The organism is Cupriavidus sp. FW305-46, from assembly GCF_058787075.1.
The window spans coordinates 35,011-55,211 of record NZ_JBYSZI010000049.1 but is presented as its reverse complement, the minus strand read 5'-3'; the positions used below and the strand labels follow the sequence as shown (position 1 = coordinate 55,211).

General features: G+C 64.9%; 22 protein-coding genes and 3 pseudogenes. 15 read left to right on the top strand and 10 right to left on the bottom strand.

Annotation, left to right across the window (positions count from 1 at the left end; genetic code table 11):
• Positions 1 to 184: 184 nt before the first annotated feature.
• Positions 185 to 262, bottom strand: coding sequence for a hypothetical protein (locus AC3WON_RS22465; protein WP_492352796.1), 78 nt, complete (start codon positions 260 to 262; stop codon positions 185 to 187).
• 313 nt (positions 263 to 575) lie between these two features.
• On the bottom strand, positions 576 to 1,778 hold the full coding sequence (gene senA / locus AC3WON_RS22460; RefSeq protein ID WP_492352793.1) for a selenoneine synthase SenA: 1,203 nt from the start codon (positions 1,776 to 1,778) through the stop codon (positions 576 to 578).
• Between senA and senB the strand changes: the two genes are divergently transcribed.
• Genes senB through phnE form a run of 6 tightly spaced genes read left to right on the top strand, consistent with a single transcriptional unit; the run spans position 1,777 to position 7,140 of the window.
• A complete protein-coding gene (gene senB, locus AC3WON_RS22455; RefSeq protein WP_492352792.1) occupies positions 1,777 to 2,772 on the top strand; it encodes a selenoneine biosynthesis selenosugar synthase SenB in 996 nt (331 codons plus the stop codon). The genes senA and senB overlap by 2 nt on opposite strands.
• Positions 2,769 to 3,842 (top strand): selenide, water dikinase SelD, encoded by a 1,074-nt coding sequence (selD, locus tag AC3WON_RS22450; RefSeq protein WP_492318079.1) that lies wholly within the window; start codon positions 2,769 to 2,771, stop codon positions 3,840 to 3,842. Before senB ends, selD begins: the two co-directional genes overlap by 4 nt.
• On the top strand, positions 3,826 to 4,677 hold the full coding sequence (locus AC3WON_RS22445) for a putative selenate ABC transporter substrate-binding protein (RefSeq protein ID WP_492318080.1): 852 nt from the start codon (positions 3,826 to 3,828) through the stop codon (positions 4,675 to 4,677). The genes selD and AC3WON_RS22445 overlap by 17 nt, the downstream gene beginning before the upstream one ends.
• Positions 4,678 to 4,687: 10 nt before the next feature.
• Entirely contained in the window at positions 4,688 to 5,530 is an 843-nt protein-coding gene (locus tag AC3WON_RS22440) for a phosphonate ABC transporter ATP-binding protein (protein ID WP_492318081.1), read from the top strand.
• Entirely contained in the window at positions 5,527 to 6,348 is an 822-nt protein-coding gene (locus AC3WON_RS22435) for a PhnE/PtxC family ABC transporter permease (protein WP_492318082.1), read from the top strand. Before AC3WON_RS22440 ends, AC3WON_RS22435 begins: the two co-directional genes overlap by 4 nt.
• A 3-nt stretch (positions 6,349 to 6,351) precedes the next feature.
• Complete coding sequence (phnE, locus tag AC3WON_RS22430) at positions 6,352 to 7,140, top strand: phosphonate ABC transporter, permease protein PhnE (RefSeq protein ID WP_492318083.1); 789 nt, start codon at positions 6,352 to 6,354, stop codon at positions 7,138 to 7,140.
• Between the two features lie 103 nt (positions 7,141 to 7,243).
• Here the strand turns inward: phnE and AC3WON_RS22425 are convergent, their stop codons facing one another.
• The 3 genes and pseudogenes from AC3WON_RS22425 to AC3WON_RS22415 form a co-directional block, all read right to left on the bottom strand.
• Positions 7,244 to 8,308: an alpha/beta hydrolase gene (locus AC3WON_RS22425; protein ID WP_492352791.1), complete on the bottom strand. Its 1,065-nt coding sequence runs from the start codon at positions 8,306 to 8,308 to the stop codon at positions 7,244 to 7,246.
• A gap of 49 nt (positions 8,309 to 8,357) precedes the next feature.
• Positions 8,358 to 8,555 (bottom strand): annotated as a pseudogene (locus AC3WON_RS22420) (hypothetical protein); the annotation flags it as partial.
• Positions 8,547 to 8,876, bottom strand: a pseudogene (locus AC3WON_RS22415) (aldo/keto reductase); the annotation flags it as partial. The pseudogenes AC3WON_RS22415 and AC3WON_RS22420, both read right to left, overlap by 9 nt.
• 129 nt (positions 8,877 to 9,005) lie before the next feature.
• Here AC3WON_RS22415 and AC3WON_RS22410 point away from each other — a divergent pair.
• The 3 genes from AC3WON_RS22410 to AC3WON_RS22400 all read left to right on the top strand — a co-directional run bounded on the left by AC3WON_RS22410 (position 9,006) and on the right by AC3WON_RS22400 (position 11,035).
• On the top strand, positions 9,006 to 9,980 hold the full coding sequence (locus AC3WON_RS22410; RefSeq protein ID WP_492352790.1) for a LysR family transcriptional regulator: 975 nt from the start codon (positions 9,006 to 9,008) through the stop codon (positions 9,978 to 9,980).
• A 114-nt stretch (positions 9,981 to 10,094) separates the two neighbouring features.
• A complete protein-coding gene (locus tag AC3WON_RS22405; protein WP_492352789.1) occupies positions 10,095 to 10,559 on the top strand; it encodes a YaiI/YqxD family protein in 465 nt (154 codons plus the stop codon).
• 113 nt (positions 10,560 to 10,672) lie between these two features.
• The gene (locus AC3WON_RS22400; protein ID WP_492352788.1) at positions 10,673 to 11,035 is read left to right on the top strand and encodes a MarR family winged helix-turn-helix transcriptional regulator; all 363 of its coding nucleotides are present in this window, start codon (positions 10,673 to 10,675) and stop codon (positions 11,033 to 11,035) included.
• 43 nt (positions 11,036 to 11,078) lie between these two features.
• Here the strand turns inward: AC3WON_RS22400 and AC3WON_RS22395 are convergent, their stop codons facing one another.
• Entirely contained in the window at positions 11,079 to 11,207 is a 129-nt protein-coding gene (locus AC3WON_RS22395) for a hypothetical protein (RefSeq protein ID WP_492318093.1), read from the bottom strand.
• Between the two features lie 258 nt (positions 11,208 to 11,465).
• Here AC3WON_RS22395 and AC3WON_RS22390 point away from each other — a divergent pair.
• Positions 11,466 to 12,029, top strand: a pseudogene (locus tag AC3WON_RS22390) (LysR substrate-binding domain-containing protein); the annotation flags it as partial.
• A 138-nt stretch (positions 12,030 to 12,167) separates the two neighbouring features.
• Here AC3WON_RS22390 and AC3WON_RS22385 read toward each other — a convergent pair.
• The 3 genes from AC3WON_RS22385 to ilvD form a co-directional block, all read right to left on the bottom strand.
• Positions 12,168 to 12,599, bottom strand: coding sequence for a hypothetical protein (locus AC3WON_RS22385; protein ID WP_492340470.1), 432 nt, complete (start codon positions 12,597 to 12,599; stop codon positions 12,168 to 12,170).
• Between the two features lie 166 nt (positions 12,600 to 12,765).
• Complete coding sequence (locus AC3WON_RS22380; RefSeq protein WP_492318095.1) at positions 12,766 to 12,924, bottom strand: RraA family protein; 159 nt, start codon at positions 12,922 to 12,924, stop codon at positions 12,766 to 12,768.
• 66 nt (positions 12,925 to 12,990) lie between these two features.
• Complete coding sequence (ilvD, locus tag AC3WON_RS22375; RefSeq protein ID WP_492352787.1) at positions 12,991 to 14,850, bottom strand: dihydroxy-acid dehydratase; 1,860 nt, start codon at positions 14,848 to 14,850, stop codon at positions 12,991 to 12,993.
• A 226-nt stretch (positions 14,851 to 15,076) separates the two neighbouring features.
• Here ilvD and AC3WON_RS22370 point away from each other — a divergent pair, with 226 nt between their 5' ends.
• From AC3WON_RS22370 to AC3WON_RS22350, 5 genes are all read left to right on the top strand, one after another.
• Positions 15,077 to 15,397 carry a DUF3175 domain-containing protein gene (locus AC3WON_RS22370; protein WP_492318097.1) on the top strand — a complete coding sequence of 107 codons (321 nt, stop codon included), beginning with the start codon at positions 15,077 to 15,079 and terminating at the stop codon, positions 15,395 to 15,397.
• 85 nt (positions 15,398 to 15,482) lie between these two features.
• Positions 15,483 to 16,505 carry a class I fructose-bisphosphate aldolase gene (locus AC3WON_RS22365; protein ID WP_492318098.1) on the top strand — a complete coding sequence of 341 codons (1,023 nt, stop codon included), beginning with the start codon at positions 15,483 to 15,485 and terminating at the stop codon, positions 16,503 to 16,505.
• A gap of 243 nt (positions 16,506 to 16,748) precedes the next feature.
• Positions 16,749 to 17,447: an alpha/beta hydrolase gene (locus AC3WON_RS22360; protein ID WP_492318099.1), complete on the top strand. Its 699-nt coding sequence runs from the start codon at positions 16,749 to 16,751 to the stop codon at positions 17,445 to 17,447.
• A gap of 358 nt (positions 17,448 to 17,805) precedes the next feature.
• Positions 17,806 to 18,324: a DUF1697 domain-containing protein gene (locus AC3WON_RS22355; RefSeq protein ID WP_492318100.1), complete on the top strand. Its 519-nt coding sequence runs from the start codon at positions 17,806 to 17,808 to the stop codon at positions 18,322 to 18,324.
• Between the two features lie 367 nt (positions 18,325 to 18,691).
• Positions 18,692 to 19,270, top strand: coding sequence for a DNA-binding response regulator (locus AC3WON_RS22350; RefSeq protein WP_492352786.1), 579 nt, complete (start codon positions 18,692 to 18,694; stop codon positions 19,268 to 19,270).
• Between the two features lie 134 nt (positions 19,271 to 19,404).
• Here the strand turns inward: AC3WON_RS22350 and AC3WON_RS22345 are convergent, their stop codons facing one another.
• Positions 19,405 to 20,193: an acyl-CoA synthetase family protein gene (locus AC3WON_RS22345; protein WP_492352785.1), complete on the bottom strand. Its 789-nt coding sequence runs from the start codon at positions 20,191 to 20,193 to the stop codon at positions 19,405 to 19,407.
• Between the last annotated feature and the right edge of the window lie 8 nt (positions 20,194 to 20,201).

The window sequence follows — 20,201 nt, the reverse complement described above, 5'->3', positions numbered from 1 at the left end:
CCCGTCTCCCCCGCCCCCTCCGCAAGCTGCGATACCCAGGCAGCAGGCGATGAAGAATCGGCAAAGCGAGTAGCGAAGTGCTTCGGACATGGCGCGCTCCTGTCACGGCATCTGACGGCGTGGCGCAACTGCTTGGGGACGGCTTGGCTGAAGGATGCGCCCGTCCATCCGCTGCAACATGCGCTCAAAGACCTCGAAAAAGCCTACAAGAACACGAGCCAGCGAAGCGGCGCATTTGGCGCTGCTGTTCGCCGGTCGGCATCAGTTTGTACTTGAAGGCCTGGATGCGTTGCATGGCCGGAATTTTACTCTCGGCCGATGAGCAGTGAAACCGATATTCGGCATGGGCGGCAGTGGGACGGCTATCCTGCCCACGCTATCCTTCGCCGCCCTGGAGGGCAAGGGAACGCTGCCACGAGCAACAGCGCGGCGCTCGCCACGAACGTGGTCTGGTAGCCGCTGATATCGAACATGAACTCGCTCGTCGCCACCGCTTGGTTCATCGCTCGATAGCCGGCAATCGTCAGGTCGTTGTCAGCCGTATAGTAGATATCACCTGACGACGCCCCCCTTCCTCAACCGCAGCAGCGGAATCCGACGAAGAGGTCGCTGCGGTGCGGCAGGTAGAAGTTCCGGTAGCGAGGATGTTGCATGCGGGCATGGGTGGCGAACGATCCGCCGCGAACCGAGCGATGCGTGTGAAACCAGGGGGCGGAATATTCCTGGTAGGGGTCGGGCGAGAACCCTGCATAGGGCACGAAAGGATCTGCCGTCCATTCCCACACGGCGCTACCCCAGCGGATCAGGTCATGCGTTGCCGCATACTCCCATTCGGCTTCCGTGGGCAAGCGCTTGCCGGCCCAGCGGCAATAGGCTTCCGCCTCGTAGGCATTGATATGACACACCGGCTGCTCGAGCGGCAGCGGCACCCACTGCCCGAACCAGCGCAACGCCCATTGCCCCGGGGCGCCGCCGGCTGTCCGGCGCCAGCGCACCGGATGCGCCAGCCTGCTCTGTTGCAGCCATGCGCGTCCGTCGTCGGACCACCATTGACGGTCGCGGTAGCCGCCGGCGGCCACAAACTCCGCAAATGCGGCATTGCTGACGCAAGTGCGATCGATGCGGAACGGGGCGATGGGGACCGGGTGGGACCACTTCTCGTTGTCGAAGACGAACCCGTCGGCCCCGCTGGGCAACCCCATCTGGAACGTGCCGCCGCCCGCGGCTGCCGCGCCGGCGCCTGGCGCAATGGAAGGCATGCCGAGCGGGGCATGCAGCGGATAATCGAGGGTCTGGCGCATATAGGTCAGCGCCTCCGCATGCATGTCTTCGTGGAACAAGGCGAGCCGGAAAAAATAGAGCGCCGCGTCCGTATCGTCCGATGTGGCGAGCCTGGCGCGAACTTGCTCCAGCACGGCGGCTGCGTAGTCGCGAATCTCGGAGAGCCGGGGCAGCGTAAGATGCCATCGGTCCCGGTGGGCGACGCGCATGGAATCGAAGAGGCGGTCGGCGTCCGGCAGCATGGACGGGAGGCTGGCCACCCAGCAGCCGTCCTGGCCGGCACGTGGCTCCCGCAGCACCCATTGCTCCGTGAACCAGGCGATATGGGCATACTCCCACAAGGGCGGATTGATTCCCGCGTCATACGGAACCTGCCATTGGGACGGCGACAGCTCTTCAAGCACGGCCCAGGTGCGCCGGTGCGCATCGGCAAACGCCGCATCCAGCTCGAACTTGTTTATCCTTCTTGCTGCCGCCCCCTCAGAACCTGTCGTCATGCGTCCTCCCAAGGCCACCGTCGCGATTATCAGTCCAGCGCTGCGCAAAGCCAACAATGGCAACTGGCAAACCGCCAATCGCTGGGCCCGGTTCCTGCAGGGGGACTACGATGTCACGCTGGCCGCTGAATGGTCGACGGCCAGCCCGGGCGGCGCCCTGCCCGATTGCCTCATCGCCCTGCACGCCCGACGCTCGGCCGAGTCCATCGCCAGGTTCGCCGAGGCTTGTCCGGATCGTGCGCTGATCGTCGTGCTGACCGGCACCGATCTGTACCGCGACATCCGCACCGATGCATCGGCCCAGCGCTCGCTCGAACTCGCCACCCACCTGGTGGTGCTGCAGGACGAAGGGCTGGCCGAACTGGCGGCCGCGCATCGCGCCCGGTGCCGGGTGATCTACCAGTCTGCCCCGGCATGCGCGCCCGCGGCGCCCCGCCAGAATCACTTCGAGGTCGTGCTGGTCGGCCACATGCGGGCGGAAAAAGACCCGCTGACGCCCATGCGCGCGCTCTCGCTGCTTCCCGACGATTCGCGCGTGCGCCTGATCCACATCGGCGGCGCGCTGGATGACGCCTATCAGCAGGAAGCCCTGGCGCTGGAAGCACGAGCCTGGCCCGGTGTGCGGCGCTATGTCTGGCTGGGAAACCTGCCCCATGACGAAACCCTGCAGCACATCCGGAAAGCACAGGCCATGGTGATCTCCAGCGCCATGGAAGGCGGCGCCAACGTGATCATCGAGGCCGTCGCCAGTAGCGTGCCGGTGCTGGCCAGCCGCATCCCGGGCAACGTCGGCATGCTGGGCCGTGATTACGAAGGCTATTTTCCGTTGGGTGACGCCGCGCAATTGGCACTGGTGCTGGAACGCACCAGCCGGGATGCCGGGTTCCTGGACCGCCTGCGGCAGCAATGCGCAATTCGCGCGCCGCTGTTCGCGCCGGCGCGGGAACGGGCGGAAGTGAGTAAACTTGTCGCCGACGCCTTGAAACCAGAATGACTCGGAGCCCCGCAGTGGACCAGCCAGACAACGCAAAGATCAAGCTCACCGCCTTTTCCCACGGCGGCGGGTGTGGGTGCAAGATCGCCCCCGGTGTGCTTTCTGAAATCCTCAGGAATTCGGTCGGCTTCCCTGCTCCGGCAGCCCTGCTGGTCGGCAAGGAAACCAGCGACGACGCGGCGGTCTACCAGCTCAATGAGAGCCAGGCCCTGATCGCCACCACGGACTTCTTCATGCCGGTGGTGGACGATCCGTACGATTTCGGGCGTATCGCCGCCACCAACGCCATCTCCGACGTCTATGCCATGGGCGGAACCCCGATCATGGCGCTGGCGCTGGTCGGCATGCCCATCGAAAAGCTGCCGCCCGAGGTCATCGGCAAGATCCTCGAAGGCGGCGAATCGATCTGCGCCCAGGCGGGCATCCCGGTCGCGGGCGGCCACACCATCGATTCCCTTGAGCCGATCTACGGGCTGGTGGTCCTTGGTCTGGTGCACCCGAACCGGGTCAAGAAGAACAGCGGCGCCAAGGCGGGTGACAAGCTGATCCTCGGCAAGCCGTTGGGCGTGGGCGTGTTGTCCGCCGCGGTGAAGAAGGACAAGCTCGACGCGGCTGGCTATCAGGAACTGATTGCCTGCACCACCAAACTCAACACGCCCGGCCGACTGCTGGCCGAATTGCCGGCTGTCCACGCGCTGACCGACGTGACCGGCTTCGGCCTGCTCGGCCACCTGCTGGAGCTGTGTCGTGGCGCGGGCGTCGGCGCGCGGCTGGACATGGGGCGGATTCCACTGCTGCCGCGGGTCGAGCGCATGGCCGCCGAAGGGCTGGTGACCGGCGCATCGGGGCGCAACTGGGTCAGCTACGGCAGCGAGGTGGACCTGTCCACGTCGGTCACGCCAAGCCAGCAGGCACTGCTGACCGATCCCCAGACCAGCGGCGGCTTGCTGGTGTCGTGCGCACCGGAAGCCGTGGACGAGATCCTGGAGATCTTTAGCCGGGAAGGCTTCGCAGACGCTGCCGTGATCGGAGAAATGACGCAAGGTGCCGCCCGTGTTGCCGTTGCTTAAGCGCCTTGCCGCGCTGACCCTGCTGGGCTTTGCCGGCCTCGCCAGTGCCCAGGCTGTCCTGAAGGTCTCGGCCATTCCCGACGAGTCCCCCACCGAACTGCAGCGCAAGTTCGCGCCGCTTGGCAACTACCTGGAGAAGGAAACCGGCATGAAGGTGAAGTTCGTGCCCGTCACGGACTACGCTGCGGTGGTCGAAGCGCTGGCCACCGGCAAGATCGACATGGCGTGGCTGGGCGGCTTTACCTATGTGCAGAGCAAGATCCGGACGAAGGGAGCCACCATCCCCATCGTCCAGCGCCAGGAAGATGCCGCGTTCACCAGCAAGTTCATCACCGCCGACAGCGCGATCAAGTCACTGGCCAACCTCAAAGGCCACACCTTCGTCTTCGGCGCGCCGTCCTCTACCTCCGGCCACCTGATGCCACGGCACTTCCTGCTGCAGGCGGGCATCGACCCGGACAAGGACTTCAAGACGGTCGCCTATTCGGGCGCCCACGATGCGACGGTGGCTTTTGTGCAGGCCGGCAGGGCCGACGCCGGCGTGCTCAATGCCTCGGTGTGGGACAAGCTGGTGGAGCAACGCAAGGTGGATCCCGCCAAGGTCAGGGTATTTGCTGTCACACCGCCCTACTACGACTACAACTGGACCGTGCGCGGCGGGCTCGATCCGGCCTTGCGCAAGAAGCTGACCGAAGCGTTCCTGCGGCTTGACCCGGCCAATCCCGAGCACCGGGAGATCATGGCATTGCAGCGGACCGCCAAGTACATTCCCACCCGGCCGGAAAACTACGACGGCATCGAGGCCGCAGCCCGGGCCGCGGGCCTGATCCAGTGATGCCGGTCTGATGAGCTTCCGCCTGGACGCCGCCAGCATCAGCTACGCCAACGGACAGCGTGCGCTCAGCCAGATCACGCTGGCGGCCGGCCGCGGCGAGCCCATCGCCGTCATCGGTCCGTCGGGAGCCGGCAAGACCTCCTTGCTGCGCTTGCTGGCAACGTCGCTGCGGCCAAGCGAGGGCCGTGTGGAGGTGCTGGAGCAAAGCCCCTGGGCGGTGTCCGCCGCACGCCTGCGGCAGTTGCGCTGCCGCATCGGCATGGTGCACCAGGCGCCGCCGATGCCGCCGCGCCAGCGCGTGATCACCGCCATCCTTGCCGGCCGCCTGGGCATCTGGCCCGCCTGGAAATCCTTGCTGTCGCTGGTCTATCCGGCAGACATCGATGGTGCCGGCGAACAGCTCGCCCGCCTTGAGCTGGCCGACCGCCTGTTCGACCGCTGCGACCAGCTCTCGGGCGGCCAACTGCAGCGCGTGGGCGTCGCCCGCGTGCTTTACCAGCGCCCGGATCTGATCCTGGCGGACGAGCCGGTCTCGGCGATGGACCCGGTGCTGGCCAACCTCACCCTGGGCGAGCTGCGCAAGGAAGCGGATACACGCGCCGTGCCCCTGGTCGCCAGCCTGCACGCAGTGGACCTGGCGCTGCGCTGGTTTCCCCGCATCGTCGGCCTGAAGGCGGGCGAGATCGCCTTCGACCTGCCGGCCGAGCGCGTCACCGACGCGCTGCTGCGCGAACTCTATGCCTCCGAAAGCGCATCGCCACCGGTACAGGGCAGCCAGGCCCTGATGAGCATCGCGGCGGGTGCGAGCGCCGCCATCGGTGGCGATACCCGACCCAGGCCTGCGTGCCGATGACCGCCCACCCGCGCGATCCCCAGGCGCTGCGGCGCGCCAGCGGCCTGGTGGTCGCGCTGCTTCTGCTGTGGCCATTGTTGCAGCTGTCCCGGTTCAGCCCTTCAGCCTTGTTCGACACCGGAAACCTCAAGGTGATGGGCGCCTTCGTGCGCAACTTCCTTCCCCCCGAGGTTTCGCCCGGATTCCTCGGGCTTGTGGTCAACGCCACGCTGGAAACGCTGGCGATCGCCACCGCTGGCATTGCGCTCGCCTTTGTGATCGCAACACCTCTGGCCGTGGCCTTGACGGGCAGCCTGTCGGTGTCGCGCATCGGCCCCGGCCGGGGACGCAAGCCGCGCATGGCGGTGCGCGCTGGCGTGCGCGCCCTGGTGCTGCTGCTGCGCGGGGTGCCGGAGCTGGTGTGGGCACTGGTCTTCGTGCGTGCCCTCGGCCTGGGGGCGGCGGCGGGCGTGCTCGCTCTGGCCATCACCTATGGCGGCATGCTGGCAAAGGTCTATGCGGAAATCCTCGAATCCAGCGACAAACGCGCCGTGGATGCCCTGCTTGGCAGCGGCAGCGGGCGCCTGGCGGCACTGTTCTATGGGCTGCTTCCCCATGCCGCGCAGGAGCTGGTCTCGTACACCGTCTACCGCTGGGAATGTGCCATCCGGGCTTCCGTGGTCATGGGCTTCGTTGGCGCCGGCGGACTTGGGCAGTTGATGGACCAGGCCATGAAACTGCTCAACGGCGGGGAAGCCGCGACCATCCTGCTAGTGTTCCTGCTGCTGGTCCTGCTGGCGGACGCGCTCAGCGCGCACCTGCGCAAGCTGCTCGACTGAATCATGGCGCACAAAGTCAAGGCCGCTCAATTCTGCATGCGCTGCCTGCTCACCCTGATCGCGGTGGCCGCCGCGGTTTCGGGCAGCTTCGCGTATCTGTCGCTCGATCTGGGCCAGCTTTTTTCCGCGGACGCTGCAGCCGAGATGGCGCGCTTCCTGCTGACGTTCTTCCCGCCGCAGCTGTCACCCGCCTTTCTGGCCAGAACCGCTGGCAGCATGCTCGAAACGCTCGCGGTTTCCGCGGTGGGCACGCTGTGTGCGGCGGTGCTGGGCTTTGGCCTGGCACTACCGGCTTCCGGGCTCTACGGCGATGCGCTGCGCGCGTTGTCGCGCTTGCTACTGAACCTGTTGCGCTCGATCCCCGAGCTGGTATGGGCTGCGCTGACCGTGCTCGCAGTCGGCCTCGGACCGTTTGCCGGCACCCTCGCCCTGGCACTGCATACCGCGGGCGTGCTCGGGCGCCTGTTCGCCGAGGCGCTGGAGAATGCGCCGCGCGCACCCGCCCGCGCGCTGATGGAAGGGGGCACTCCTGCCGCGCTGGTCTTCATGTACGGGACGCTGCCGTGCGTATGGCCCCAGTTCCTGGCCTACATCCTGTACCGCTGGGAAACGAATATCCGCGTGGCGGCAATCCTTGGCTTTGTCGGCGCCGGCGGACTTGGGCAGATGCTGTATTTCGAGCTGTCCCTGTTCCATCTGCCCCAGGCTTGCACGGTGATCATCGCCATGCTTGCCCTGGCCGCCGTGGTCGACACAGCCAGCGCGATCATGAGGGGTGGCCGGCATGCGTGAAGAGGCGCCGGCGGCGCTTGCGGTTACTTCCTACGTCCAGGAACCCATGCCGCTCGCGCCAGGGAAAATTGCCAGCTATAAGCTATTGGATTGACTGCTCTATTTAGTCGAGCCCCTTCTCCGACAAGAACGCCTGCATCAGATCTGCCACCTGCAGGTTGTTCAAGTCCGAAAACGGAAAATGCGTGTTCCCGCGTACCCCGAGGTCCGGCAAGTGAACCAGCCTGGCGTCGCCGCCATGGCGATTGACGGCATCGACCCACAGCTTTGCCATCGCCAACCGCACGCGCCAGTTGTCCAGCCCTGGGTCCGCGCCAGGCCGGGTCGGGATGTTGTCGCCGTAGAAGAGCACGATCGGAATGCGCGTGAGCGACTTGAATTGCGCCATCGTCACCGCCACGCCGGCCAAGGGTCCGGTGAGGCTTGGCATTGCCGCAGGCACCTCCCCTTCCGGAAACACGAAGCCGCTGCCAGGTTCGTAAGACACCACGGCGCGGATGGCCGGGTTGCGCATGACCGCTTGCCATCCCAGCCCGCCGCTGTAGGAATGCGTGACCAGGATGCCGGGGCCGATACGGTGGAAGAGCGCCGATACGGCATCGACCGCCACCTGGTTATCCAACGGCCCGGTATCCGGCACCATTTGCCTGAAGAACTGGTTCAGTGCCTCCGGATCCTTCGAGAACTGCACGCCGGGGTAAAAGTCCGGCCATGCGCCCAGGCGGAACATATTGAACCAGCGTTGTTCATCCGGTTCGGCGGCGATTCGCGCGGCGACGGTGCTTCGGCCCGCGCCGCCCCGGCGCGGTTGGTCCAGCAGATACACCGGAAAGCGGCGGCGCAGGAAGATGGTCTGGAATCCTTCGCGACCGTCGGGGGTGGTCTCCCACGTCTTCGAAAACTCGCCAAATCCGTGCCACATCACCAGGGGCAGCTTGCGCGGGTTCACGGGGATCTGGTAAGCCACGCGCGCATGGTCACCATGGAGCGTCTGTCCGTCAGGACCAGCCTTACCCAGTTCATAGATACCCGGGCTACGCACGACAGTGCCGCCGACCGCGAAGCTGCCCTGGGCCTGGAGCACGAGCGGCGCGGAGAGAGCGTTGCCGCCGAAGACCGCTGTGCAGATGAGTGGCAAGGCAAGAAGAACACGAAAATCAAGAAGCATGTCAGCACCCTCAGAGCCCGAGCGGTGGCTCGCTGATACCCGCGTATGGCTATAGCTGAAAAGGCAGGCCGCGCTGCCGCTTGCCGGTCAGCCGCGCGATGGCATTCGCGAACGCCGGCGCAAGCGGTGGCAGACCTGGTTCACCCATGCCGGTCGGCGCATCGGCACTGGGCACGATGTGCACGTCGAAGGCAGGCATGTCGGTAATGCGGGCGACCGTAAAGTCGCCGAAATTGCCCTGCTCGAGGGAAGTTTCCACCACGGAGCGAATGCGCTCGGGGCGGCTGTCCATGCCTTTGGTGGCATCGCCGTCCTTGAAGCCAAACTTGGTGGCGATGACAACCTGATCCCGAATCGGCTGCAAGGCTTCGCCAACCATTTCCTCGTTCAGGGCACCGTAGGCTTCTGCGGTATCGAAGAAGGTCACCCCGCGCTCGAAAGCGTCGCGGATCATCTGGACCGCCGCCGCACGTTCCAGTCCGGGGCCGTAACCAAAACTCAGCCCCATGCAGCCGAAGCCCAGGGCAGAAACTTCCAGGCCAGAACGGCCGAGTTGTCGCTTGTGCATGGTGGTCTCCCGTCCAATTGGTCCGATACCCGGGACTGTAAAGACCACTGTCTCAACCAACTAGGCCATTCCCGTTTGCATCAGTTACAAGAAAAACTTGATAATCGGCTTCCAAGCCGGGAGATTGCCATGCCGGTCAACGAATTCAGGGCGATCGCCATGTTCGCCAAGGCGGTCGAGTTGGGCAGCATCCGACGCGCCGCCCAGGCGCAGCGGGTGACGCCACAGGCAGCCAGCCAGGCGATCGCACAACTGGAGCAGCATCTGGGCGTTCGCCTGCTCCACCGCACCACGCGCAACCTGGCGCTTACCGAAGAAGGACAGCGCCTGCTCGAGAACACCCAGCCGGCGATCGCGGCGCTGGACCGGGCCCTGGCCATTGCCCGAGAAGCCAAGGACGACATTGCCGGGCCCCTGCGCATCGTCGGTCCAAAGTCGTCTTTCGCGCCCATCCTCATGCCGGTGCTCGATGAGTTCTGCCGGACGTATCCCGACATCCAGCCAGACATCCAGCTTGACGACGGCATTGGCAACTGGGTATTGGATCGCATGGATGTCGGCTTCAGGATTGGCATTTCGCCGAACGAGGGCGTGATCGGCCGCCAGTTGTTCCCGATCCAGATGATCGTGTGCGCTGCACCGGCCTACCTGGCCAGCCACGGCGTTCCCGCCACACTGGGCGACCTGGTCGCCCACCGATGCGCTGTTTTTCGCCACCCCGCAACCGGCACGGTATCGCCCTGGTATTTGACGGTGGATGGCAAGCTCGAGCACAGGCTGATGTCACCGGCATTCTCGACCAACGACACCGAACTCGAACTGCAGGCCGTGCTCGCCGGGCAAGCGATCGGCCAACTCGCAAACTTCTCCGCGGCGGCGCACATCCGTGCCGGCAGACTGGTACCTGTGCTGCTCCAGCACATGAGCGCTCACATCGGACTGCACATCTATTACGGAAGCCGCACCGCACAACCGAAGCGCGTGCGGGAATTTCTGGATCTGGCGATTTCCCGCCTGCTGGACTCGCCCGATTTCGTATTGAATGGAAAGGAACTCGGCACTGCTGCGCGGGGCTGGCGGGATGCGCAGCGGCGGGGGAAGTAAAAGCGAAGGTGCGTTCGGGCCGGCTACCGCCGGACCAGGCGTTGGCCGAATAACAAACGAACGGGACGCGCAGGCAGTAATATGAGCGCTCCTCCCCCCATTGGAAGTATCGCGATGCAAGTACTGGTTGACGCGGACGCCTGCCCGGTTGTCGTCAAGGAAATGCTGTACCGGGCCGCACAACGTGTCGAAGTGTGCGTCACGCTGGTTGCCAACCAGTACATGCGCACGCCGCCTTCGCGCTTTATCAAGTCACTGCAAGTGCCTGCGGGCTTCGACGTCGCCGATGACCGTATCGTCGAACTGGTCTGCAGCGGGGACCTCGTAATTACTGCGGACATCGTTCTTGCCGCCGCCGCCCTTGACAAGGGCGCCTATGTGCTCGACCCGCGAGGAAGCTGGTTCAGCCGTGAGAACATCCAGGAGCGCCTGACGATGCGCGAGGTGATGGAACAACTCCGCAGTTCGGGCGTTGATACCGGCGGGCCGGCACCGTACGCCCAGCAGGACAGCAAGGCGTTCGCTGGCCAATTGGACCGCTTCCTGGCACGCCATGCGCCGCCGGGTGCGGTCGCCTGAGGCGTGGCTGGCAGTGGCCGCTCTGGCAGTGCGGATCGGCCCTACATCAGCTCGGTCTTCAACGCCGTCGACTGGATCCAGCCCGCGAAGGCGTCAATGGACGCCTGCCTTGGATGATGAGCGGTTGCCATCAGGTAGAAGCCATAGCCTGGCAAGGACAGGGGATGTGCCTTGACCAAGGTCCCCGGACAATCGGGGAGATATGCAAGGAGACGATCATCGAGCAGTCGGTGGTGAGTCGCATCGTTGATCAGCTTGAGCAACGCGGATTTGCCGTGAGGAATAAGCGCCCGACCAACGCTCGAGTGGTTGAGGTGAGATTGACGCCGGTTGGAGAGGCCGTCTATGACAAAGTCGACGTTGCGGCCAAAGACATCGCCGCTGACACGCAAGAGATCCTGACCGAGGAGGAACGTGCGTTGCTCAATGCGACGCTCGCTCGTCTGGTGACACACGTTCTTAGCCGGGACGACTAGGTTGGCAAGGCTTGGCATCTAACGTCGACGTGCCGCGACCGCTTCAACCGTAGCGCCAGGTGTCAACCAGACCGGCGTGGTTGCCGGCATCAAACATATCTTCTGACGTGGCAGGGGCATTGGTGGCGATGTCCCCTTTTTTCGCTTTGGAGAGCGAATAAATCTGCGTCAAATGGCGTCTGCCGTGCAGTCCAGCTATTCTCGTCAGCGCAGTCTCGTTAATTCCGGTTCTTGGGCGGGCGCACGGCGACGTCATTAGCTAATAACTCTTTCGGAAAACGCAGTCTGACGAATCCGGTCCCCTACACTACGGCGCTCCCCTCTTCCGTGGCAACGCTTCCGCTCAGCTAGTCGGACACCGGGCCAGGCAGTTTGGCGATCACCTTGATCTCAAACTGGAAGCCGTAGAGCCATGCGTCAGCGTCGATTCCAGCTTCACATCGGCGTCAGCGACCGGATGGTGGACGTGATTGGCGACAACGTGGATTGCGTATTGCGGGGTGGGGAGTTGACCGATTCCTCCTTGCAAGCGCGCCGCGTGGGCGAGCTAAGGCTCGGTGTCTACGCGGCCCCCGGCTATCTCGAGCAAGCGGGCACACCCATGCATCCGGGCGAACTGGAAGACACCCACCACCGCATCGTCGGATTCCTGGGAGCCAGCAGCGGCAAGGTCGCACCGGTTACGATGCAACGCGATGGCGAGAGCATCAGTGTCCGAGGCCGCTATCTGGCCGCGCTCGATGATGGCAATGCCTATCTCGCGGCGGGTCTCGCCGGCGTAGGTGTCCTTTGGCTACCGCACTACATGGCCCGGGAATATGTGGCGCGCGGCCAGCTAGTGCCGGTCTTGGAGAGCTGGCGCCTTGATCCCATGCCCATGTACGTCGTTTATCGGCCGAACAGGCACGTCAGCGTGAAGCTCAGGGTGTTTATCGATTGGGTGGGCGAATTGATGGAACGCCACGTATCGCGTTTGCCCCCGCACCATCCATGAATCGCGCGATGTTGCGCAGCGCGCTTTATCAGGCAGTCTGGCCGCGGCGGGGAGTGGCCCTTGACCAAGGGTCAGATAGTCAGCTCCCGCAGGCGGATCGGATTAACCGTCCGTTTCAAGGCCCATGGAATGACCGGATCACCCACGCATCCGCAACAGATCAGCGTAAGAAACCAGCTTGCGTTTCTCATTGGCAAGCGTCTTTCGTTTGGACGCCGAGCGGGTTGGTTGGCCGCGCTCGAACTTGGCGGCGGCGCGTGCATCCTCCCGCGCGTAGGCCCGCGCGGTCTTGGCTTCCGCCTTCAGGCGTTCAGCCTCCAGCCGCGCGGCAGTGCGTTCCTCTCGGGCAACATCTTGCACGGCCGACATGATTTCGGCTCTTAGCAGATCGCGCCTTTGCCTGGCAGCGGCACGGGCAGCCTGCAATTGCTCTTTCCTCTGCCGCAGCCAGTCTTTCCCGTTGACCGGCGCAGGCCTGGCCTCTGGCGGCACGCTCAGGCGCAAAGCCCTGCTGGTTGAAACTCTCTCAGTCGGCGGCGCGCGCCGCGCATCCTGCTTCGCATCACTCACGCTGCATCACTCTCCCAGCACCACATGGCTGCGGCCCATGCGTCACTGGTTGAAAGTCCGTAAACTCATGCCAGCAACCTTACCATAGGACTGCATCTCGGGCCTGGTGCGTCCAGCTTCCTTTTGCGTGGCGGCATGAATCGCTTAAACACGCGGGCTTAAGCCGTCACCGCGCGGTAAGTGCCGCGATATCGCGTACGCCGCCGTCGATCACCAGTGCGGCAATGCCCGCCGCCTCGGCCGCGACCGTCAGCACTTCGCCCCAGTAGCCAGCAAACGACCTCCTGGATCGACGGAAGGCCAGCCACGGGGCGCGTTCATACAAGAACCAAAAAAAAGCCGCTCCAAAGAGCGGCCTTCCCGGCAAACGAAGTAAAGGGTCGCCCCAGGATCAGTCATCCAGCAACGACAAGTCCCGCACCGCGCCCTTGTCCGCCGACATCACCAGCTTGGCGTAAGCCTTTAGCGCAGCAGACACCTTGCGCGGACGCGCCTTGGCCGGCTTCCACCCCTTGGCGTTCTGCTCTTCGCGGCGGCTCGCCAGTTCCTCGTCGGACAGCAGCACGTTGATGGTGCGGTTGGGAATGTCGATGCGGATCTTGTCGCCGTCGCGCACCAGGCCGATGGCGCCGCCAGCCGCCGCTTCGGGCGAGCAGTGGCCGATGGACAAACCCGAGGTGCCGCCGGAGAAGCGGCCGTCGGTCAGCAGCGCGCAGGCCTTGCCCAGGCCCTTGGACTTGATGTAGCTGGTGGGGTAGAGCATCTCCTGCATGCCGGGGCCGCCCTTGGGGCCTTCGTAGCGCACGATCACCACGTCGCCGGCCTTGACCTTGTCGTTGAGGATGTTCTCCACCGCCTCGTCCTGCGATTCGGTGACGTGGGCCGTGCCTTCGAACACGAGGATGCTCTCGTCCACGCCGGCGGTCTTCACCACGCAGCCGTCGAGCGCGATATTGCCCGTCAGCACCGCCAGGCCGCCTTCCTTGGAGAAGGCGTGCTCGTAGGAGCGGATGCAGCCCTCGGCGCGGTCCAGGTCCAGGCTGGGCCAGCGCGTGTTCTGGCTGAACGCCACCTGGGTGGGAACGCCCGCCGGGCCGGCCAGGTAGAAGTTCCTGACGGCTTCGTCCCGGGTCCGGCTGATGTCCCACTGCTCCAGCGCGTCCTTGAGCGTGGGGGCATGCACCGTGGGCACGTCGGTGTGCAGCTTGCCGGCGCGCTCCAGCTCGCCCAGGATGGCCATGATGCCGCCCGCGCGATGCACGTCTTCGATGTGGTACTTGTTGGTGTTGGGCGCCACCTTGCACAGCTGCGGCACCACGCGCGAGAGACGGTCGATATCGGTCATGCCGAAGTCGATGCCCGCCTCGCTCGCGATCGCCAGCAGGTGCAGGATGGTGTTGGTGGAGCCGCCCATGGCGATATCCAGCGTCATGGCGTTCTCGAACGCCTTGAAGCCTACCGCGCGCGGCAGGACGCGCGCGTCTTCCTGCTCGTAGTACTGGCGCGCCAGTTCCACGATGCGGCTGCCGGCGCGCTTGAACAGCTGCTCGCGGTCCGCGTGGGTGGCCACCACCGTGCCGTTGCCGGGCAGCGACAGGCCCAGCGCCTCGGTCAGGCAGTTCATGGAGTTGGCGGTGAACATGCCCGAGCACGAACCGCAGGTGGGGCAGGCGGAGCGCTCCACCTCGGCCACGTCGGCGTCGGAATAAGCGCTGTCGGCGGCGATCACCATGGCGTCCACCAGGTCGAGCTTCTTGAACTCCATGGCCTTGGTGACGGGGTTGGCCAGGCGCGTCTTGCCGGCTTCCATCGGGCCGCCGGAGACGAAGATCACCGGGATGTTGAGCCGCATCGCGGCCATCAGCATGCCGGGGGTGATCTTGTCGCAGTTGGAGATGCACACCATGGCGTCGGCGCAGTGCGCGTTGACCATGTATTCCACCGAGTCCGCGATGATGTCGCGGCTGGGCAGCGAATACAGCATGCCGTCGTGGCCCATGGCGATGCCGTCATCGACCGCGATCGTATTGAACTCCTTGGCCACGCCGCCCGCGGCCTCGATCTCGCGCGCGACCAGCTGGCCCAGGTCCTTCAGGTGCACGTGCCCGGGCACGAACTGGGTGAAGGAGTTGACCACCGCAACGATGGGCTTGGAAAAATCTTCGTCTTTCATGCCGGTGGCGCGCCAGAGCGAGCGCGCCCCTGCCATGTTGCGGCCGGCGGTGGAGGTTTTGGAACGGTATGTGGGCATTTTTTATTGCTGAAGAAATATCGCAGAAAGGAAGCGGGCCACAGGAATAAGGGCCCTTGCGCGCCCGTTGCGAACAACCTCTTGAGCTGCGCCCTGGGCAAAAGCGCAATTATCCCACACCGCTCGGGCGGTCTTGCCACCACGCACCGGTCCCGCCTGAGCCCCACGGACCGCGAGAAGTTGCCTACGCTAGACGGATCCCGATAACGCTGTGGGAGGACCGGAAATGGCCGCCACGAAATCCACCCGCAAGCCGGCAAAGGGCCGCGGCAAGACGCGGCGCTGGTCGCAGCAGGTAACCGAGCACAGCGACGCGCTGGACCTCGAACCGCACCTCTTCGCCTCGGACAACCCTGAGGAAATTGCCGCCTCGCTCAAGCGTTCCGCCGTGAGCAGCCGGCGCCGCAAGGGCACGGCGTTCCAGTCGGCGATGTCGATGCTCAATTTCTACATCAATCGCGCCGGCCGTCATCTGCCCAAGGCGCGCCGCGCCACGCTGGAAAAGGCCAAGGGCAAGCTGCGCGAAGCGTTCGGGCGGCCACCTTAGGCAGGCGCTACGCGCCCCGCCTGGCTTGCGCGACGGCGTTTTCGCGCCAATGCTTGTTCCTATGTCACCTGCACGGAGCCTGATCATGGACAGAAAAAGCGAATTGCAAGCCACCGTGGACGCCCTGGCACAAGCGGGCAAAGGGTTGCTGGCAGCCGACGAGAGCGGGCCGACCATCGCCAAGCGGTTCGAACGCATCGGCGTGGAGTCGAGCGAGGAAAACCGCCGCGCGTGGCGCAACCTGCTCTTGTCGAGCCCAGGTCTTGGCGAGTTCATCAGCGGCGTGATCCTGTACGAGGAAACCTTGGGTCAGCGCGCCGACGATGGCACGCCGCTGCCGGAACTGGCGGCGCGCCAGGGCATCGTGCCCGGTATCAAGGTGGACAAGGGCAAGATCGCGCTCGCCCTGGCACCCGGGGACGAGATCACCGAGGGTCTCGACGGGCTGGCCAAGCGGCTTGCCGGCTATCGCCAGCAGGGCGCGCGCTTTGCCAAGTGGCGTGCGGTCTACAACGTTTCGGACAAGTTGCCGGGCTGGGCTGCCGTCCAGGCCAATGCGGAAGCGCTGGCACGCTATGCCGCGATCTGCCAGGAAGCAGGCGTGGTACCCATCGTCGAGCCCGAGGTGCTGATGGACGGCGCGCACTCCATGGCGCGTTGCGCCGAGGTTACCGAGGCCGTGCTGCACGCAGTCTTTCATGCCTTGCACCGGCATGCGGTGGTGCTCGAGCACATGCTGCTGAAGCCGAGCATGGTGCTGCCCGGCAAGGAGGCCGGGCACGCGGCCCCGGCCGAGGTCGCCATGCAGACCGTGCAGGTGCTCAGGCGCACGGTGCCGGCGGCGGTGCCGGGCATCTTCTTCCTGTCCGGCGGCCAGACGCCCACCGAGGCCACCGTCAATCTGGACGCCATGAACCGGCTTGCCCCGCTGCCCTGGCGATTGTCCTTCTCCTACGGGCGCGCCTTGCAGGAGCCGCCCCTGCTGGCCTGGCGCGGCGACGCCGCCAACGCCGCGCAAGCGCAACGGGCGCTGCTGCAGCGCTCACGGCTGAATGCCATGGCCTGCCTGGGTCAATACGACGCGGCGCAGGAGAACGCCGCAGGCTGAGCTTGCCGATGCGCCTGCGCTCCTTCGGCGCAGACGCGCAGCCCCGATGCCAGCGCGGCAAATTCCGCATACCTCAGGGCCCGCGATCATGGCTCGCCCCGTTGCGCCATTGTTCCTATAGTCGTATGGGGCGCCAGGCCGAGCCTTCGTGGCATCGGTTCAAGCCGGGCCGCTCCGCCGAAGACCCACGGCTCGCCGCCATGATCGGCGAGCCGTATTCATCCACGAACAGGAGTCCAGGTCATGAGCAACAAGCCTACGGTTGTGTTGGTGCACGGGTTCTGGGGCGGCGCCGCGCATTGGCGCAACGTCATCATTGAGCTGGCACGCAAGGGGTATCCGTCCCTGCGCGCCGTGGAGCTCCCGTTGACCTCGCTGGCTGACGATGCCGAGCGCACCCGCAAGATGATTGCCCAGCAGGCAGGCCCTGTCCTGCTGGTGGGGCATTCGTACGGCGGCGCCGTGATTACCCAGGCGGGTGACCAGCCGAATGTGGTCGGGCTTGTCTATATCGCGGCCTTCGCTCCCGACGCGGGGGAGAGCCCCGGCGCAATCACGCAGCAGCATCTTCCTGCCGCAGCGCCGAACCTGGTGCCCGACAGCGATGGCTACCTTTGGCTCAACCCCGACAAGTTCCACGAGAGCTTCTGCCAGGACCTGTCGCCCGACGAAGCCCTGGTGATGGCGGTGACGCAGAAGGCGCCGCTTGCCAGCACCTTTGGCGATACCATCACCGCGCCGGCGTGGAAGAAGAAGCCGTCCTGGTACCAGGTCTCAAGCGAAGACCGGATGATCGCCCCGGAGAACCAGCAGAAGATGGCGGCCCGGCTCAATGCCAGGAAAGTCATCACCCTGGCGGCAAGCCATGCTTCGCTGGCGTCGCAGGCACCAGAAGTCGCGGCCTTGATCGACGAGGCGGCAAGCGAGGCCATCAAGGCGTAGCCACTGCCGGCGCTGCTGCGCGGGATGCAGCAGGAAATGCAAGGAAACGTCCTTACCCGGGATCAGCTCGATGCCTATTTTTCTTCTTATGTGGGCATGGAGGGGGCAACCCGGCCGCAGCGGCCTGGATTTGCGATCCAGCGCCCGCCACGGCGGGTTCGCCGCTAGTGGCGCCGCTGACGCCAGCGCATTTGCCGCAAGCCTGGGACGCCAACTTCCGTGCCGTTCATGCACGGGACATGGCAAGGTGGCAGACACACCAGCGCATTGCTCGCATCATGTCTGCAGCCATTCGAACCAGCCTGTCTACCGTTGACCGCAAGCTGTGTGGCGATTCGCCAGCAATCACGAGATAGCCATGTCCCGATACGTTGCCTTTCTTCGCGGCATCAGCCCGATGAACGCCCGGATGCCCGAACTCAAGCGCTGCTTCGAGGCGGCGGGCTTCTCCGAAGTGAAAACCCTGCTCTCCAGCGGCAATGTCGTGTTCAACGCGCGATCGTCGTCACTGGCCAGCCTGGAGCGACGCGCCGAGAAGGCGATGCAGTCTGAACTGGGCCACAGCTTCGACACCTTCGTCCGGCCGTCCCGCTATCTCCAGGACCTCATCGACTCGGACCCTTTCGCCGGGCTCAGCCTTGCGCCTTCGGCCAAGCGGGTTGTCACCTTTCTCCGCAACCCGGTGCCGCCAGACGTGGAGCTGCCCATCGAGCGCGACGGCGCAAGCATCGTCAAGGCCAATGCCACGGAGGTCTTCAGCGCCTACGTGCCCGATCCGAAGAAAGGCCCGGTGTTCATGCGCCTGCTCGAACGCTCGTTCGGGAAGGGCATCACCACTCGCACGCTCGATACCGTCATCAAGTGTGCCAAGGCATAGGCTTCATGCGTAAGGCGGTCGTCCGACGTCTTCGAGTGCGGCACGCAGATCGTCGCCGGGACAAAGGCGTAAGGGATGTGCTTGCATCGCGCGGTTCCAGGGTGGGGCTCTGTGGCAGATTAAGGCGAATTGAGACCGATCGCGATTGAGCACCAGCTTTCGGTCGTTGGCGTCCTGCCCTGCGCGGGACGCTGGTTTCGACAGCCTCCGGCGTCCGGCCGAGGCCGGTCGCGTAACACGTTACGTTACACGTAACACCCCGCCGCGGCCGTCAGTCGTCCGCAAAGGCCGGCAGGTCTGCGTCAACCTCCCGGAAACCCGCAGCGGGCCTGGCTCCCGCGCTTGTGCGCGATGGCACGAGGCGGCCGTGCCAGAGTTGGCATTGCCCTTGCTGGTACTGGTGCAGGGCGCTGGTCACGAAGCCAGCGCAGGCAAACCGGAGGAGACAAGGATGAGCTGGACGAACCGTGGAGCGGCCGCCTGGGAGCAAGTCCTGGGGCGCAGCCGCGAGGCACATGCCGTGGTGATCGACGACATGCCGGTGTACCGGCACGGAGTCATGCGCCTGCTCGGAGAAATGCCGGGCATTGGCCGGGTCGAACTCGTGGAAACGGACGCCCTGGCGGCACGCAATGCGCGCCTGCCGGCTCCGGCATTGCTTGTGTTCGGCATGCCGCCGGATCTTGCCGAAGGCTGGCACCTGCTGCGCCTGGCCAGCCTGGTGCTGAAGCCAAGGCGCCTGCTGCTGGTCTCGGACAATATGTGGCTGCGTCTGCCACCAGGCCTCGACGGCCGGTTTGCCCGCGCCCTGTCCAGGTCCGCTTCGCTCGCAACGATCGAGCGGGATGTGCGCGCGTTGCTGGACCTTCCGCCCTCTGCGGAAGCTACGCCCGGGCAAGACGCCGGGTCGGTAGCCTTCCAACGCCCGTTCCACGTGCTCGCGTAAGCCGTTCATGCGGCCACGGATACCGGCAACAGCCGCACGCTTATAGAGCTGTAGCGTTGAACGAGACCCAGCACCAGCGTTGACTGCAGCGCGCGCCCCTCCTGAAGAGGGTGAAGCCATGCTGGCATACCTCGCTATTCAAACACGATTGTGTCCCCGCAACTCGAGAACGAATTCACTTGCCACAAATGGCGGTCTTCGACGGAGGCACGACGGATCTTCAGGCTCGGCGTCAAGTCGCCGCTCTGCACGCTCCAGCGCTTGCGGACAACCACCATCATATCGAGCCTCTCATGAGCCGGCAGTTGCGTGTTGATCCGATGGCGCAACTGTTCCAGGGTCCGCGCCACGGCTGCGCATGCTCCCCGCGCCACGAACTCGCGGGCCGCCTGGTTCAGCATCAGCAGCGCAAACGGTTGCGTGCGGCCAGCCCCGGTCACGCAGGCAGCTTCGATCCATGGATGGCTGGTCAGGCTGGCTTCGATTGGTGCCGGGTTGACAAAGATACCCTTGGCCGTCTTGAATGGATCATTCATGCGACCGGTAATGCGCAGGAACGCACGGGCGTCTATGTAGCCACGGTCGCCGGTCTTGATGTAGCCGTCTGGCGTCAGGCTGTCGGCCGTCAGGCCGGATTCCTTGTAGTACCCAAGCATCTGTGCTGGACTCTTGACCAGGATCTCGCCGTTTGGCGCAATACGGCACTGCACATCGGGAGAACACTGTCCGACATATCCTTCGCGCGCGCTACCCAAGCTGTTGAAATGCGAGTATCCGAAATTTTCCGTCATCGCGTAACCCTCGGGCAACTCCAGGCCAAGCCGGCAATACCAGCGCAGCAGGTATGTGGGCACCGCGGCTGAACCGATATATGCAATCCTGACGTCGGCAAGACCCATTGCACGCAGCAGCTTGCGCCGCATCAGGCCTG

Coding starts and splice junctions, on each gene's coding strand:
- selD (WP_492318079.1), top strand. CDS start 2,769: ATGACTCGGAGCCCCGCAGTGGACCAGCCAGACAACGCAAAGATCAAG.
- AC3WON_RS22440 (WP_492318081.1), top strand. CDS start 4,688: ATGAGCTTCCGCCTGGACGCCGCCAGCATCAGCTACGCCAACGGACAG.
- phnE (WP_492318083.1), top strand. CDS start 6,352: ATGGCGCACAAAGTCAAGGCCGCTCAATTCTGCATGCGCTGCCTGCTC.
- AC3WON_RS22405 (WP_492352789.1), top strand. CDS start 10,095: ATGCAAGTACTGGTTGACGCGGACGCCTGCCCGGTTGTCGTCAAGGAA.
- AC3WON_RS22425 (WP_492352791.1), bottom strand. CDS start 8,308: ATGCTTCTTGATTTTCGTGTTCTTCTTGCCTTGCCACTCATCTGCACA.
- AC3WON_RS22370 (WP_492318097.1), top strand. CDS start 15,077: ATGGCCGCCACGAAATCCACCCGCAAGCCGGCAAAGGGCCGCGGCAAG.
- senA (WP_492352793.1), bottom strand. CDS start 1,778: ATGACGACAGGTTCTGAGGGGGCGGCAGCAAGAAGGATAAACAAGTTC.
- AC3WON_RS22435 (WP_492318082.1), top strand. CDS start 5,527: ATGACCGCCCACCCGCGCGATCCCCAGGCGCTGCGGCGCGCCAGCGGC.
- AC3WON_RS22400 (WP_492352788.1), top strand. CDS start 10,673: ATGATGAGCGGTTGCCATCAGGTAGAAGCCATAGCCTGGCAAGGACAG.
- AC3WON_RS22355 (WP_492318100.1), top strand. CDS start 17,806: ATGTCCCGATACGTTGCCTTTCTTCGCGGCATCAGCCCGATGAACGCC.
- AC3WON_RS22345 (WP_492352785.1), bottom strand. CDS start 20,193: ATGCGGCGCAAGCTGCTGCGTGCAATGGGTCTTGCCGACGTCAGGATT.
- ilvD (WP_492352787.1), bottom strand. CDS start 14,850: ATGCCCACATACCGTTCCAAAACCTCCACCGCCGGCCGCAACATGGCA.
- AC3WON_RS22365 (WP_492318098.1), top strand. CDS start 15,483: ATGGACAGAAAAAGCGAATTGCAAGCCACCGTGGACGCCCTGGCACAA.
- AC3WON_RS22360 (WP_492318099.1), top strand. CDS start 16,749: ATGAGCAACAAGCCTACGGTTGTGTTGGTGCACGGGTTCTGGGGCGGC.
- AC3WON_RS22410 (WP_492352790.1), top strand. CDS start 9,006: ATGCCGGTCAACGAATTCAGGGCGATCGCCATGTTCGCCAAGGCGGTC.
- AC3WON_RS22465 (WP_492352796.1), bottom strand. CDS start 262: ATGCCGACCGGCGAACAGCAGCGCCAAATGCGCCGCTTCGCTGGCTCG.
- senB (WP_492352792.1), top strand. CDS start 1,777: ATGCGTCCTCCCAAGGCCACCGTCGCGATTATCAGTCCAGCGCTGCGC.